At 63.5% G+C, this 12,787-nt stretch carries 17 protein-coding genes; 6 read left to right on the top strand and 11 right to left on the bottom strand.

What is annotated here, in order from left to right; all coding sequences use genetic code 11:
• Positions 1-83: 83 nt before the first annotated feature.
• From AC1DJB_RS08445 to AC1DJB_RS08435, 3 genes are all read right to left on the bottom strand, one after another.
• Positions 84-434: a hypothetical protein gene (locus AC1DJB_RS08445; protein WP_059388825.1), complete on the bottom strand. Its 351-nt coding sequence runs from the start codon at positions 432-434 to the stop codon at positions 84-86.
• Between the two features lie 67 nt (positions 435-501).
• The gene (locus AC1DJB_RS08440) at positions 502-1,056 is read right to left on the bottom strand and encodes a hypothetical protein (RefSeq protein WP_059388826.1); all 555 of its coding nucleotides are present in this window, start codon (positions 1,054-1,056) and stop codon (positions 502-504) included.
• Positions 1,057-1,065: 9 nt separating this feature from the next.
• Positions 1,066-2,409, bottom strand: coding sequence for an MATE family efflux transporter (locus AC1DJB_RS08435; RefSeq protein WP_284988521.1), 1,344 nt, complete (start codon positions 2,407-2,409; stop codon positions 1,066-1,068).
• Between the two features lie 193 nt (positions 2,410-2,602).
• Here AC1DJB_RS08435 and AC1DJB_RS08430 point away from each other — a divergent pair, with 193 nt between their 5' ends.
• Positions 2,603-3,037 (top strand): DoxX family protein, encoded by a 435-nt coding sequence (locus tag AC1DJB_RS08430; protein ID WP_059388828.1) that lies wholly within the window; start codon positions 2,603-2,605, stop codon positions 3,035-3,037.
• A gap of 104 nt (positions 3,038-3,141) precedes the next feature.
• Entirely contained in the window at positions 3,142-4,110 is a 969-nt protein-coding gene (locus AC1DJB_RS08425; RefSeq protein ID WP_284988522.1) for an acyl-CoA thioesterase, read from the top strand.
• A 184-nt stretch (positions 4,111-4,294) separates the two neighbouring features.
• On the opposite strand, the gene dnaB is transcribed toward AC1DJB_RS08425, so the two are convergent.
• Complete coding sequence (gene dnaB / locus AC1DJB_RS08420; protein WP_059388830.1) at positions 4,295-5,677, bottom strand: replicative DNA helicase; 1,383 nt, start codon at positions 5,675-5,677, stop codon at positions 4,295-4,297.
• Positions 5,678-6,304: 627 nt separating this feature from the next.
• On the opposite strand from dnaB, the gene AC1DJB_RS08415 reads away from it, so the two are divergent.
• Complete coding sequence (locus AC1DJB_RS08415; RefSeq protein ID WP_441432842.1) at positions 6,305-6,784, top strand: hypothetical protein; 480 nt, start codon at positions 6,305-6,307, stop codon at positions 6,782-6,784.
• A 3-nt stretch (positions 6,785-6,787) separates the two neighbouring features.
• Positions 6,788-7,363 carry a hypothetical protein gene (locus tag AC1DJB_RS08410; protein ID WP_284988523.1) on the top strand — a complete coding sequence of 192 codons (576 nt, stop codon included), beginning with the start codon at positions 6,788-6,790 and terminating at the stop codon, positions 7,361-7,363.
• Positions 7,364-7,388: 25 nt separating this feature from the next.
• Here AC1DJB_RS08410 and AC1DJB_RS08405 read toward each other — a convergent pair whose 3' ends face one another.
• The 7 genes from AC1DJB_RS08405 to rpsF form a co-directional block, all read right to left on the bottom strand.
• Positions 7,389-7,748 carry a TFIIB-type zinc ribbon-containing protein gene (locus tag AC1DJB_RS08405; protein ID WP_284988524.1) on the bottom strand — a complete coding sequence of 120 codons (360 nt, stop codon included), beginning with the start codon at positions 7,746-7,748 and terminating at the stop codon, positions 7,389-7,391.
• A gap of 75 nt (positions 7,749-7,823) precedes the next feature.
• Positions 7,824-8,450, bottom strand: a complete 627-nt coding sequence (locus AC1DJB_RS08400) for an FMN reductase (protein WP_284988525.1) — start codon at positions 8,448-8,450, stop codon at positions 7,824-7,826.
• A 100-nt stretch (positions 8,451-8,550) separates the two neighbouring features.
• On the bottom strand, positions 8,551-9,387 hold the full coding sequence (locus AC1DJB_RS08395; RefSeq protein ID WP_441437814.1) for a PhzF family phenazine biosynthesis protein: 837 nt from the start codon (positions 9,385-9,387) through the stop codon (positions 8,551-8,553).
• A gap of 187 nt (positions 9,388-9,574) precedes the next feature.
• Positions 9,575-10,027: a 50S ribosomal protein L9 gene (rplI, locus tag AC1DJB_RS08390; RefSeq protein ID WP_059388834.1), complete on the bottom strand. Its 453-nt coding sequence runs from the start codon at positions 10,025-10,027 to the stop codon at positions 9,575-9,577.
• A 17-nt stretch (positions 10,028-10,044) separates the two neighbouring features.
• Complete coding sequence (rpsR, locus tag AC1DJB_RS08385; protein ID WP_003800144.1) at positions 10,045-10,284, bottom strand: 30S ribosomal protein S18; 240 nt, start codon at positions 10,282-10,284, stop codon at positions 10,045-10,047.
• A 125-nt stretch (positions 10,285-10,409) separates the two neighbouring features.
• Positions 10,410-10,985, bottom strand: coding sequence for a single-stranded DNA-binding protein (locus tag AC1DJB_RS08380; RefSeq protein ID WP_078107100.1), 576 nt, complete (start codon positions 10,983-10,985; stop codon positions 10,410-10,412).
• 55 nt (positions 10,986-11,040) lie between these two features.
• Positions 11,041-11,346, bottom strand: a complete 306-nt coding sequence (gene rpsF / locus AC1DJB_RS08375) for a 30S ribosomal protein S6 (protein ID WP_028267876.1) — start codon at positions 11,344-11,346, stop codon at positions 11,041-11,043.
• A 259-nt stretch (positions 11,347-11,605) separates the two neighbouring features.
• Between rpsF and AC1DJB_RS08370 the strand changes: the two genes are divergently transcribed.
• Together AC1DJB_RS08370 and AC1DJB_RS08365 are read left to right on the top strand one after the other, a co-directional pair.
• Positions 11,606-11,944, top strand: coding sequence for a YnfA family protein (locus AC1DJB_RS08370; protein ID WP_059388837.1), 339 nt, complete (start codon positions 11,606-11,608; stop codon positions 11,942-11,944).
• A 171-nt stretch (positions 11,945-12,115) separates the two neighbouring features.
• A complete protein-coding gene (locus AC1DJB_RS08365; protein ID WP_284988526.1) occupies positions 12,116-12,787 on the top strand; it encodes a DUF1345 domain-containing protein in 672 nt (223 codons plus the stop codon).

The following is a 12,787-nucleotide window of genomic DNA, read 5'->3' as shown; positions in this document are numbered from 1 at the left end:
GCCTGCCCCGAGTTTCCCGGGTTGCGGCGGTGGCCAGCCGGCAAAAAGTTGCGTGGCGTGATGCGATAGGAGGCTAGGACGGCCTAGTCGGCGTCGGGGGTTTCCGTTTCGCTGCCCGCTTGGGGGGCCGCAGAACCGTGACCTTGGCCCGGTTTCCTGGAACTGAGGTTGACGCCCGAGCCCTTGCCGAGGTGCTCGGCGTTTTCCTTGTGGCTCATGGAAAGCATGGCGGCGAGGACGAGACTCACAATGAAGGCGATGCCGGCGCCGGTAAAGGCGAGGTCAAAGCGCGGAGTGCGGGCGCTGCCGCCGGAGGCGAAAATCAGCACAGCGAAGAAGATCACGACGCCCCAGAACGCGGAGAACATCAGCGGTCCCTTAACCGAGGTCCGCATCTTGCGCGGCTCTCCTGGTTTTTGGTCAGCCAAGGTCATTCCTCCAATGTGGGTGCTGGCGCCGTCTGCGCCTCGAGAGTTCTACGCAGGGTAGAACGTACGACTACTAGTTTACGGCCTCAGCGGAGGGGGTTCGCCCATCGTGCCGCAGGCTCAGGCCGGACAGCACCCACAAGACTCCCGAGATGATGGCGCCACCGCCGGCAACACCGAGAAGCGCGTGCGCTCCAAGGCTGATGAAAAACGGCAACGCAAGGGCGGTGCCGATGCCCACCACACCGGAAATGCTCCAGTCGCGGGCAAGCAGGTGACGTCCGCGGTGCCGGAATCCCTTGACCAGCTCAAACACCCCGAGCACCAGCAACCCGACGAGCGCGGAAACGCCAACGCCCGTGTCGGACTGCGTAATCAAGGCACCCACCCCTGCCAGGCCAACGACGGCGGCCGCGGCCGCCGGAACACTCGTAGCCAGGAACGCGGCGCCCGCGGTTGCGAGCAGATAGAGCCCGGCAGCCCAGGCCAGAACGTGAACGGATGGCGAGCCCCAGAAGACGGTCACGGCTCCAAACACCAGCGCAGCACCGGCGCGGAGAAGTACGGGCTTCCAGAGGGCGGCTGCTGCGGGCGTGGATGAAGTCGCTGAAGAGGCGGGGAGAGTCACCAGTCCAGTTTAGTGCGAACCGAGGACCATCCATTTGTCGGAGCGGGCGCGTAGCCCCAGAGTGACCCCGCGGGCCAGCATGTAGCCCAGCGCGAACGCGGCCCAGAGCCACACGAGCCCCGCCGCGCCGTCGGGCCTGGTCAGGTGGACTGCCGCCAACAGCGGCAGATAGACCGCGAGGTTCACGACGCCGGCAAGCGCCAGGTAGCGGGCATCGCCCGCGCCGATCAGGACGCCGTCCAGGACGAAGACGTATCCGGCGAGGGGCTGCCCGACGGCGAGTACCCACAGTGCCGCGGTGAGCGCGGACTGGACGCCGGCGTCGGAGGTGAACAGGAAGCCCGCCCACGGAGCGGCGCCCGCGAGGACTACACCGGTCACGACGCCGAAGCCCACGCCCCAGCGGATCATGGTGCGGGTGAGTTCGCGCGCACGCGCCGGATGGGAGGCGCCGAGTTCCTTGCCGATGAGGGCCTGCGCAGCAATCGCCAAGGCGTCCAGGGCGAAGGCGAGGAAGGAGAAAATGGTCATCGCGAGCTGGTGCGCGGCGAGGTTCACGGACCCTTGGGACGTGACCACCAGGACCGTGGCCAGGATAGCCAGGCGCAGGCTGAGGGTGCGGAGCATGAGCCATGAACCCACGGTGGTCATCGTGCGGATTCCGCGCCAATCCGGGCGCAGCGAAACGCCGTGGCGCCGGGCGTTCCGTCCCACTATGGCCAAATAGACGGCGGCCATGGCCCATTGAGCGATGCTGGTGCCGATGGCTGACCCCGCCACGGACAAATGGAGGCCGTAAACCAGGAACCAATTCAGGGCGATGTTGATAGCGAACCCCGCTGTTGCGACCACCAAAGGCGTGCGTGTGTCCTGCAATCCGCGCAACACGCCGGTTCCGGCGAAGATCAGCAGCATGGCGACGAGTCCCGGCATGGACCAACGCAAGTACTCCACACCGTATGCGCGCACCTCGCCGCTCGCTCCAAGCAACCCGACCAGCGGCTCAGCCGCGAAGAAGCCCGCCACTGCGAGGACGGCACCCAGCAGCAACGCCAGCCACACGCCGTCGCGCCCTGCGGCCAGCGCTTTGGCGAGCTTTCCGTCCCCGATGGCCCGGGCCACCGCGGGAGTTGTCGAATATGCCAGAAACACCATAAGTCCGACGGCGGTGTACAGCAGGGTAGAGGCCAGCCCCACGCCCGCCAGCTGAGGGACGCCAAGATGGCCCACAATGGCGGAATCGGCCAAAAGGAAGAGGGGTTCCGCGATGAGCGCCCCAAAGGCGGGGACAGCCAAGCGCAGGATCTCGCGGGCAGTGGAGGGCGCGATGGGACGGGTCACTGTTTGGGGCACTTTCCCAGCCTAGCGGGAGCCGCCGACACGCAGCTTGGGGGCTTATGCGGGACCGCGGAGGCGGTCTGACTGCGTCACCGTTGTTTGACACTTCCAGCAAAGTTCGAAAGGCTTGAGTTGAAGCTTCAACAAATTGGGCCTTGGCCTTGGAGCTTCACGACAGCCAACCGCTACCCGAAAACGGTGCAAAAACATGAACCAGTCCACCCTGACCAACACAGCCCTTACTGTCCTGCGCGTCATCGTCGGCTTCATCTTCGCCGCGCATGGCTGGCAGAAATTCAACGAGTTCACCATCGCCGGCACTCAGGCCGCCTTCGGCAAGATGGGCGTCCCCGCCGCCGATGTCGTGGCCCCGATCGTGGCAACCATCGAACTTGTCGGGGGCATTGCCCTCATTGCGGGCGTGCTGACACGCGTCTTCGCCGCCGTCCTTGCGCTGGACATGCTCGGCGCCCTGTTCCTGGTCCACGCTCCGGCCGGCCTGTTTGCGGACAAGGGCGGGTATGAACTCGTCCTGGCCCTCGCTGCCGCAGCCGCGGCTGTGGCCCTGACAGGCGCCGGACGGATCTCCATCGACGCCGCGGTCTTCGGCCGGAGGGGTTCAAAGCTGCGTATTCTCGCCTAGGATCGCGTGCACCACATCGCTGGCGACACCCAGGCCTGTCCGCTTGGGTGTCCCCAGCCCGTCATACAGCGCGCCGGTATCCACGCCGTCGATACACTCACGTCATGAGCGAGCTCCCCTCCCACTCCGTCACCCTGCGGTTCCTTGCTTCCCCCACCGACGTCGGACATAGCGGGTCCGTCGACGCCGGCACAGTCCTTGAGTGGGTGGACAAGGCCGCCTACGCGGCAGCCGTTGGCTGGGCGAAGTCCTATTGCGTCACGGCATATGTGGGCAACATCCATTTCGCCGACCCCGTGAACAGCGGAGACATGGTCGAGGTCGAAGCGACGATCGTCTATACGGGCCGCTCTTCCATGCACATCCGGACCATCGTGTCCTCCGGCGATCCCAAGGGCGGGCCGGCCACGATGCGCAGCCAGTGCCTGGTGATCTTCGTCGCGGTCGGTCCCGACGGGCGGCCGGTTCCAGTCCCCCAGTTCGAGCCTTCGACGCCGGAGGAAATCGAGCAACGCGACAACGCCCTCGCGCGGATTGCCGTGCGGGAAAAGATTGTCGAAGCCATGAACGCGCAGGAATATACCGACGCCGGCACAGCCGAACGCGTTGTCCTCCGCTTCATGGCGGCCCCCACTGACGTCAACTGGGGCGGAAAAGTCCACGGCGGCATTGTCATGAAGTGGATCGATGAGGCCGCCTACGTCTGCGCTTCCCGCTATTGCGGCAAGGACACCGTGGCCGTGTTCTCCGGGGGCGTGCGCTTCTACCGGCCATTGTTGATCGGCGATGTGGTGGAAGTCGAAGCCCGCCTCGTCTACACAGGCCATAAAGGCATGCATATTGCCGTGCACGTTCGCTCCGGGAACCCGAAGAGCCGTGAGATGAATCTCACCACCTACTGCCTCACGGTCATGGTTGCCAGGGACGAAACCGGCACGTCTGTTCCTATACCTCCCTGGGTGCCGGAAACCGACGAGGACCGGCGCCTTCATGCCCATGCCCGCGAACTGCTGGAGATCCGGGGACGGGCTCCCGGAAACCGAAGGCCGGATCATTTGCTTAACGGCCGGTAGGCGTTTCGTCCGGGTCTGGCGCCGCGAAGTTCAGGGCGGGAAGATGTCCTCATGGTGCCCGAGGAAAGGGTCGTCCGATGAAGGAGTGGCTCACGGTCACCGCCGAGGATCACGAGTCGTGGCTGGCACTGGCCCGTGAGGCCCTCGACTTCGTAGGGTCTGCGCACCACTAGGCAACCAGCGGCTAGAACCCGCCGCCGCCGGTCTCGCCCGCCATGTTCGCGAAGCGGGAGTAGTGTCCCTGGAAGGCAACCACGATGTCCTTGGTGGGACCATTACGGTGCTTGGCGATGAGAATGTCGGCCTCTCCGGCACGGGGGGATTCCTTGTCGTAGACGTCTTCGCGGTGGAGAAGGATGACCATGTCGGCGTCCTGCTCGATGGAACCCGATTCACGGAGGTCCGAAACCATGGGCCGCTTGTCTTGGCGCTGTTCGGATCCACGGTTGAGCTGCGAGAGCGCGATGACCGGAACCTGGAGCTCCTTGGCCAACAGCTTGAGGGCACGCGAGAACTCGGAGACTTCCTGCTGGCGGGACTCCACCTTTTTGCCGGAGCTCATGAGCTGGAGGTAGTCGAGGATCACCAGTTTGAGGTCGTGCTGCTGCTTCAGGCGACGGCACTTTGCCCTGATTTCCATGAGGGACATATTGGGGCTGTCATCGATGAACAGCGGAGCGTCGTTCATGCGGCCCATAGTGGTGGCGATCTTGGACCACTGCTCGTCCTTGATGGTGCCCTTGCGCAGGTCCTGGAGGCCGATGGTGGCTTCCGCGGACAGCAGGCGCATCGCGATTTCGTTGCGTCCCATTTCCAGGGAGAACATCACGGTGGCGAGGTTGTTCTTGATGGCAGCGGAACGGGCGAAGTCAAGCGCGAACGTGGACTTACCGACGGCGGGGCGCGCGGCGATGACGATCATCTGGCCGGGGTGAAGACCATGGGTGAGCTCATCGAGTTCGTAGAACCCGGTGGGTACGCCCGTCATGCCCTCCCCGCGGTGGCCGGATGCCTCGATCTCATCAACGGTGGATTCCATGACGTCCTTGAGCGCCACGTAGTCTTCCGCAGTGCGGCGTTCGGCCACGGCATAGATCTCGGCCTGGGCTTGGTTGACGAGGTCTTCGACCTCTCCGTCCTGGCCGTACCCCATCTGGACGATCTTGGTGCCGGCATTCACGAGCCGGCGCAGGACGGCGCGCTCAGCAACGATTTCGGCGTAGTAGCCAGCGTTGGCCGCCGTGGGCACGGTCTGGATCAGTTCGTGCAGGTAGGCAGGGCCGCCGATCCGGTTGATCTCGCCGCGCTTGGTGAGCTCATCGGACACGGTGACGGCATCGGCAGGTTCGCCGCGGCCGTAGAGGTCGATGATGGACTCGTAGATCGTCTCGTGGGCGGGACGGTAGAAGTCATGTCCGCGCACAATTTCCACGACGTCGGCGATGGCATCCTTGGACAGCATCATGCCGCCGAGAACTGATTGTTCAGCGGGGATGTCCTGGGGAGGTTTGCGGCTGGCGTCCGAGGTCCGGCCGCCCTCGATCGAATCCAAGTGCGTAACTGACAAAGCCGTCCTCCATTGTGTACCGCGAAGATAACTGTTCCCGGCGGTGCGGTAGGCCAATGTCCCGTGTGGGTTGCTCCGACCGCGCCGTTTATGCCGGCTGGTCCAAACTGTTCCGTAGGGCACCGACAATTTTGGTTTTCCCAAGATTTCCACAACTTATCCACAGAAAGGTCCGCAGGCGCGCTGCTTTTCAACGGCACCAAGGTGCCGTCCACAAGAAACAGGGGTTTTCCAAGTACCTAAAGCAGGTACTCAGCCACGTTAGCCCTGCTTTTCCGAGGCACCAAGCCGGACCTGTGGATAAAGTGTGGAATACATACCCCTACTTGTGCACAGTCTGTGCATGACCCTGTGGAAAGAGAAATTCTTTTTCCGGCAAATAGCCTCTGAGCTGGGAAAACGTTCTTCGAGCCATGTGGATCAAAAGTATTTTCCTCCACGGATCATCCACAGGGCGATTCGCTCAATCCAGGCTCCGGTCCCCGCCTGACGGCCGAAAGGGGGATAAATATGCCAAAAATGTGATACTCCCCACAAATCAGCCTGAAATTTGACAGTCGGCTCTCAGAAGCTATGCCAAAGCAGGAATGTGCTGTGGATAACCGCGTTCTGACATAAGCTCTAGGTATGGGTTTCACCATTGGGGATGTACTGCTGGTCGCAATGCCCGTTGTCATCCTTGTGGCCGTGATTTGGGCCCTGACGGCGGCATTCAAGCCACGCAACTCGGGGCTGTCAGACGCCGAACGATATCAACGGGAGCTGGCCGCCCGCTCGGCAGCCCACCAGGCCGCCCAAGTGCAAGCGGCGACGGCAGCGAGGGCCCGCATCGATGCATCCACACGGCCCAGCCAGAATGCGCAGCAACAGTCCCAGCAGGACAGCCAGTCGCGGGCGGCACTGAGGGCTCAAGCCGGGGCTGGCCCGGGAGTCGGCCAGGCCGGCTACAACGGTCCCATCCTCCCCAACGGGCAGTTGAATCCACAGTTCGCCCTGCAGCTGCAGGGCATGGTCCGCGGCGGGCAGAAAATCCAGGCCATCAAGCTCCTGCGCCAGACGACCCACTCGGACTTGTTGACCGCCAAGAACTACATAGATCGGCTTTAGCGCATGTCTTCCCTACTCGTTCCGGTCTTGATCCTGGCGGCCGTCGTCGTCGGCGTGCTGCTGATGAGCCGTGTGCTCGCCCGCCGCTCAGCGGAACTCCGCGGAAATGCGGCCACCCACAAAGCTGCCGTGGATCCCGTCGAGCTGGCCCGCGAGGCCGCCGCGAAGCTCAGCGAGGATCAACACCGGCAGCTGTATTCCCTGATCGCCCAAGGTCAGGCCATGGCGGCCATCAAGCTGTACCTCAGCGCCACCGGAGAGGGCCTGCGCGCCTCACGGGACGCCGTCGGCGCCCTTGCGGCGCACCCGCAGCCCTTCCGCAAGCCCGAACCCGCCCCGCAGGACCTCATGCCCGACGACGACGAGCCGGAGCACTTCCCGTACCGGTACCGCGCAATCGTCAGCAAGGGCGACGTCACGCGTGAAGTGAGCAGCAATATGCTCAATGACGAGATCTACGGCCGGATCCGCACCCTGGCCAAGAGCGGCGACGTCGAAGCCGCGGCATTGGCCCTGACCAAGCATTCCGACATCAGCATGAAGCAGGCCAGGGAGTTCATCGAGCTGCTGGAGGACTAGCCCGGGCCGGGCGAGCCCTCACGTCCTAGAAGTCGAACAGGTCCCCCAACCAGCCTTCCTTTTTCTTGGGCCGCCGACGGTCATAGTCGCGGTTGTGACCTTGCTTGCCGTAGTTCCGGTCGTCAAGGCGTGGCCTGTCATTCCCGGCATAGCGGGGATCCTGGGTCTCGTAGGCCGGGTTGCCATACAGCGGCGGTGGCGTGAGTCCGTCCACCGGAGCCGGCGGCGCGGTGGATCCAGCCCCGAATCCGCCGGCGGCACGGTCAATAATCTTGTCGAGCTCGCCGCGGTCCAGCCACACTCCTCTGCACTGCGGGCAGTAATCGATCTCCACACCGCTGCGCTCACTCATTACCAGGTCAATTGAATCCACGGGACACTTCATGTTCGGGTCAACGAGCCGGCCGCCGGAAAAGTTCGGCCGGCTCGCCCTGTACGAACCGGCCTCGGACTACCTCGCCTAGCGTGCCGCGGTGATCCCCGCGAGGAGCTGCTCAAAAGGCAGGGATTCCATCGCGTCCGCCTTGCGGTGCGGCTGCTCGCCGCTCAGGAGCCGGGCAAGCTCGCCGGCCGCGCGGTCCACGCGGACCGATAGCGGCGACGCGCCGTCGTCGGTGTTTCCCCAGTCCTGGGGTCCGGCGAAAACGGACGTCTGGGTTATCCGGGTCCGAAGGTAGGTGAAGAGCGGACGCATGGCGTAGTCGAGCACCATTTGGTGCCGGTCGGTGCCGCCCGTGGCGCCCAGGAGGACTGCCTTCCCGTCCAGGGACTTGGGGTCCAGCACGTCGATGAAGGACTTGAACAGCCCGCTGTAGGAGGCGCTGAAGACGGGAGTGACGGCGATGATGCCATCGGAATCCTCGACGCCGGCGATCACCTCCGCGAGGCGCGGCGCGGCATAGCCGGTGACGAAGTTGTTGGCGATATCCACGGCAAGGTCCCGGAGTTCGACAATGTCCACGCGGACCTCGTAGCCGGCATCGCCCAGCTGGCGCTTGGCCGACGCGGCGAGCTGGTCTGCAAGGAGCCTGCTCGACGACGGTACGCCAAGTCCGGCGGAAAGGACGGTTATGCGGCGGGTCTCCATGGCTGTCTCCTGTTGCTAGGCGGTTCGATGGCTTCAAACCAGAGTACATGCGTTTGCATCTATACTCCCAAACTGCAGCTCCGCGCCTTTTATTCCCCCGCTACAGGCGGACCGTTCCCTGGATGCACATCACCGAGCTCCCACCCACCCAGGTCTCGCCGTCTTCCACCGCGACGTGGATCCGTCCCGCCCGGCCCAGCACGGTGCCCTGCGCGGCGACGTACTGCTCCGGAGCCCGGCCGCTGCCGATCAGCCACTGGGCAGCCCCCGCATTGAAACTTCCCGTGACGGGGTCCTCCACCATGGCGTCTCCCGGAATGAACGTCCGGACTTCGAAATCGACTCCGGCGCCCGGTTCATGAGGACCGATCGCACCGACCTTCAGATCCCCCAACGCCGCAAGGTCCGGCTCAAGGCCAAGGACCTGCTCGGCCGACTCGAGGAGCACGCCAATCCATTGAGGCCCGTTGACCAGCCACGATGCATCCAGGAGCGCCGCTTGGGGCAGCCGGAGGCCGGCGGCCAGCTGTTCGATGGTTCCTTCGTCCACGGGCCCGAAGCGGGTCAGTGGCGGCGCAGCGAACGCGAGCCGGCCGCCGTCGAGCTTTACCTTGACCAAGCCTGCGCCACATTCCTGAACCAGCATCCCGTCCTGTTTCGGCACTCCGCCGGCCGCCAGCCAGGCATGCGCCGAGCCAAGCGTCGGATGTCCCGCGAAAGGAAATTCCTCGCTGCCGGTGAAGATGCGAACGCGGTAGTCGGCAGCAGGATCGCTCGGCGGCAGCAGGAAGGTGGTCTCGGACAAGTTGGTCCAGTGGGCAAAGTGCTGCATCTGCTCGGGGCTGAGCCCCTCAGCGTCGACGACGACTGCAAGCGGATTGCCGAGGTACGGCACGTCGGTGAAGACATCCACTTGCGAGAAGGGCCTGGTGCGCATGGTTTCAAGGTTCACCCCGGCAGGCTATCAAGTTCCCCCGTCTTCCTTAGCGCGAACTGGCAGCTAATGCCCGTAGCGAGGCCGCCGGAGGGCATCTACTGCCAGTTCGCGCCCCCGAAAGCGCATATAGCAAAGGACCCCCGCCTCCGGAAACCGGGGACGGGGGTCCTTCGAGCTACGTCAGAGATTATTTCCCTGCAACGACCTCAAGGTCGATGACAGCGGAAACGTCCTCGTGCAGGCGGACGTTGGCCTGGTACGAACCAAGGGACTTGATGTGGTTCGGCAGTTCAACGTTGCGCTTGTCGATGGAGCCGAGGCCAGCGGCCTCAACTGCAGCAGCGACATCAGCCGGCTTGACGGTGCCGAAGAGACGACCGGACTCGCCGGCCTTCACTACGAGCTTGACCTTCTTGGAAGAAAGCGCAGAAGCCTGGGCCTGTGCAGCTTCAACCGAAGCGTGGGCACGAGCAGCGCGGGCAGCCTTGATGGACTCAACCTGCTTCTCGCCACCCTTGGTCCAGGTCAGAGCGAAGCCGCGGGGCAGCAGGAAGTTACGTGCGTAACCGTCCTTGACCTCGACAACATCGCCAGCAGCACCGAGACCGGTTACTTCGTGGGTCAGAATGAGCTTTGCCATGTTAGTTAATCCCTTCCTTAGCCGCGGCCAGCGCCGGAGTAAGGCAGCAGAGCAACTTCGCGGGCGTTCTTGATTGCCTGGGCGATTTTGCGCTGTTCCTGCACCGTGACGCCAGTGACGCGACGGGCGCGGATCTTTCCGCGGTCGGAGATGAACTTGCGCAGCAATGCTACGTCCTTGTAGTCGATGACGGTGATGTCAGCGGCCTTCAAGGGGTTGGACTTTGGTTTGGGCTTACGGAGTTCAGCCTTAGCCATCGTGGAGCTCCTTTTCTATGGAGCCCGTGGAATGGATCCACGGGATGGTGGTGCTCGACGGCGGTCGCCACCCGGGTGCCTTGCGGCACGTCCGGCGGGTTCCGGCGTCGAACTTTTATGAGTATTTAGAAGGGAGGTTCGGAATCCGGGCCGTTGCCCCATCCACCCGCATTGCTGACGCCCGGGGTAGCCCAGGGGTCTTCCTGCGGTGCGGATTGGCCGCCGCCCCACGTTCCGCCGGAGTTGCCGCCCTGGTTTGCACCAGCGCCGCCACCTCCGAAGCCGCCGCTGTTGTTGCCGCCGCCGAAGCCGCCCTGGCCACCCTGACCGCCGGAGCGCTGGGTGCGGTTGACCTTGGCATTGGCGTAACGCAGGCTCGGGCCGATTTCATCGACTTCGAGCTCGATAACGGTGCGCTTCTCGCCTTCCTTGGTTTCGTAGGAACGGCTCTTCAGGCGGCCGGAAACGATCACGCGCATGCCCTTGGTGAGGGATTCGGCGACGTTTTCGGCCGCTTCGCGCCATACCGATGCGCGGAGGAACAGGGTTTCCCCGTCCTTCCACTCATTGGACTGGCGGTCGAAGGTCCGGGGAGTAGAAGCGATGGTGAAGTTCGCTACCGCCGAGCCTGACGGTGTGAACCGCAGTTCGGGGTCATTGGTGAGATTACCGATGACCGTAATAGTGGTTTCGCCTGCCATCTACTGCCTCCTTGTTCGTTCCTGCGGGGTAAAGAATGAAAGCCTGGAGCTGAAATTACTCAGCAACGACCTTCTGCTCTTCGGGGCGGGTGATCTTGGTGCGCATGATGGTCTCGTTGAGACTCAGCTGGCGGTCAAGTTCCTTGGCGGTTTCCGGCTTGGCGGTGAAGTTCACCACAGCGTAGATACCTTCGGACTTCTTCTTGATGTCGTAAGCGAGGCGACGGCGGCCCCAGATGTCAACCTTTTCGATGGTTCCACCATCGGTGGTGATGACATTGAGGAACTTCTGAAGCGACGGCTCTACGGTACGCTCTTCGACCTCGGGGTCGATGATTACCATCAATTCGTAAGGACGCATATGTGAACCCACCTCCTTTGGGCTAAGCGGTTACGGCATTTCCGTAACAGGAGGTTCATTTGCGATGAACAGTGCTGATGACCGCTTCCAGAAGCGGAAGCAGGCGCAGCACAGACTTCAATATCTTAGTCCATTTCCCGCCTCTAAGCCTATTCGGCGTGTCGGCATGGTGGAATGCGCGGCGCCGCGTATGTGGATAACCCAGATGTGTGGATAACCCGCGTGGAACGGCGACGCCAGGCTCAGGCAGACTGAACCCATGACCGTCCTCAAATCCGTCGCACTCTTTATCCTCGCGGCCATCGCCGAGATCGGCGGGGCCTGGCTCGTGTGGCAATCAGTCAGGGAGGCCAAACCGTGGTGGTGGGCGGGCCTCGGTATCGCAGCCCTGGGTATCTACGGTTTCGTGGCGGCGTTCCAGCCTGACGCGCACTTCGGCCGCGTGCTTGCCGCCTACGGCGGGGTGTTCATCGCCGGATCGTTGGCTTGGGGAATGCTTATGGATGGCTTCCGCCCGGACCGTTGGGACATCATCGGCGCCATGATCTGCATCTTCGGAGTGGCCGTCATCATGTTCGCGCCCCGGCCGGGCAGCTAAGGCGTCACGGCAGCTAAGCCGTCAACGCCGCTAAGCCGTCACGCTGTGCAACTTTCTGGACCGTCCGACGTCGGGATCCCCCGGTTTTCCGGGGCGCTGCTCCATGCCTGAGCCCAAAAGTCTGCGTGGCGTGACGCCTGAGCCTCCAGCCAGGCGTGCCATGATCTGACTATGAACGCCGCAGCAAAGAACCCAGGTCCGAAGTCTGCCCGTGCCAAACGTTCCCGATTGCGATTCTTGCTGATGATCGTCACCGGCATCGCTGCCGCAGTGGCGACCGGAATTTGGGGACAGTGGATCTACGCGCCCGCGGCGGGCTGGGCAGTGGCCGCGGTGGTCTACAACATCTTCGTGTGGACAGTCATCACTCGGATGAAGGCCGATCAGACCAGAAGCCACGCCAGGGAAGAAGATCCACGGCGTTCCACGGCCGATCTCCTGATCCTGTGTGCCGCCGTCGGCTCCCTCGCAGCCTTCGTCCTGGTGATGTTCGGCGCGAAGGACGCGCACGGCGTCGACAAATTCATGCTCGCCCTGCTGGCCCTCGTCGGTGCCGTGGCGTCGTGGCTGCTGGTGCACACCCTCTTCACCCTGCGCTATGCCGAGGTTTACTACACGTCCGATCCGCCCGGCGGCATCGAGTTCAACCAAAAGGAACCGCCGCAATACACGGACTTCGCCTACATGGCCTTCAGCCTCGGGATGACGTACCAGGTTTCGGACACATCGATCACCACCAGGGCAATGCGGTCTGCCGCCTTGCGGCACAGCCTGCTCGCCTACGTTTTCGGCGTCGGGATCCTGGCCACCACCATCAACCTCGTAGTGAGCCTGGCGTCCTGA

It is taken from the genome of Arthrobacter sp. 01T428 (genome assembly GCF_056398685.1).
Note: the sequence above shows the minus strand (reverse complement) of the source record. Positions and strands in the feature narration are given on the sequence as shown.

Excerpts from the sequence above, each read along its gene's own strand:
- AC1DJB_RS08430 (WP_059388828.1), top strand. The coding sequence starts at position 2,603 with ATGAACCAGTCCACCCTGACCAACACAGCCCTTACTGTCCTGCGCGTC.
- AC1DJB_RS08380 (WP_078107100.1), bottom strand. The coding sequence starts at position 10,985 with ATGGCAGGCGAAACCACTATTACGGTCATCGGTAATCTCACCAATGAC.
- AC1DJB_RS08400 (WP_284988525.1), bottom strand. The coding sequence starts at position 8,450 with ATGGAGACCCGCCGCATAACCGTCCTTTCCGCCGGACTTGGCGTACCG.
- AC1DJB_RS08425 (WP_284988522.1), top strand. The coding sequence starts at position 3,142 with ATGAGCGAGCTCCCCTCCCACTCCGTCACCCTGCGGTTCCTTGCTTCC.
- rplI (WP_059388834.1), bottom strand. The coding sequence starts at position 10,027 with ATGGCAAAGCTCATTCTGACCCACGAAGTAACCGGTCTCGGTGCTGCT.
- AC1DJB_RS08415 (WP_441432842.1), top strand. The coding sequence starts at position 6,305 with ATGGGTTTCACCATTGGGGATGTACTGCTGGTCGCAATGCCCGTTGTC.
- AC1DJB_RS08445 (WP_059388825.1), bottom strand. The coding sequence starts at position 434 with ATGACCTTGGCTGACCAAAAACCAGGAGAGCCGCGCAAGATGCGGACC.
- AC1DJB_RS08395 (WP_441437814.1), bottom strand. The coding sequence starts at position 9,387 with ATGCGCACCAGGCCCTTCTCGCAAGTGGATGTCTTCACCGACGTGCCG.
- AC1DJB_RS08405 (WP_284988524.1), bottom strand. The coding sequence starts at position 7,748 with ATGAAGTGTCCCGTGGATTCAATTGACCTGGTAATGAGTGAGCGCAGC.
- AC1DJB_RS08410 (WP_284988523.1), top strand. The coding sequence starts at position 6,788 with ATGTCTTCCCTACTCGTTCCGGTCTTGATCCTGGCGGCCGTCGTCGTC.
- AC1DJB_RS08365 (WP_284988526.1), top strand. The coding sequence starts at position 12,116 with ATGAACGCCGCAGCAAAGAACCCAGGTCCGAAGTCTGCCCGTGCCAAA.
- rpsF (WP_028267876.1), bottom strand. The coding sequence starts at position 11,346 with ATGCGTCCTTACGAATTGATGGTAATCATCGACCCCGAGGTCGAAGAG.
- rpsR (WP_003800144.1), bottom strand. The coding sequence starts at position 10,284 with ATGGCTAAGGCTGAACTCCGTAAGCCCAAACCAAAGTCCAACCCCTTG.
- AC1DJB_RS08370 (WP_059388837.1), top strand. The coding sequence starts at position 11,606 with ATGACCGTCCTCAAATCCGTCGCACTCTTTATCCTCGCGGCCATCGCC.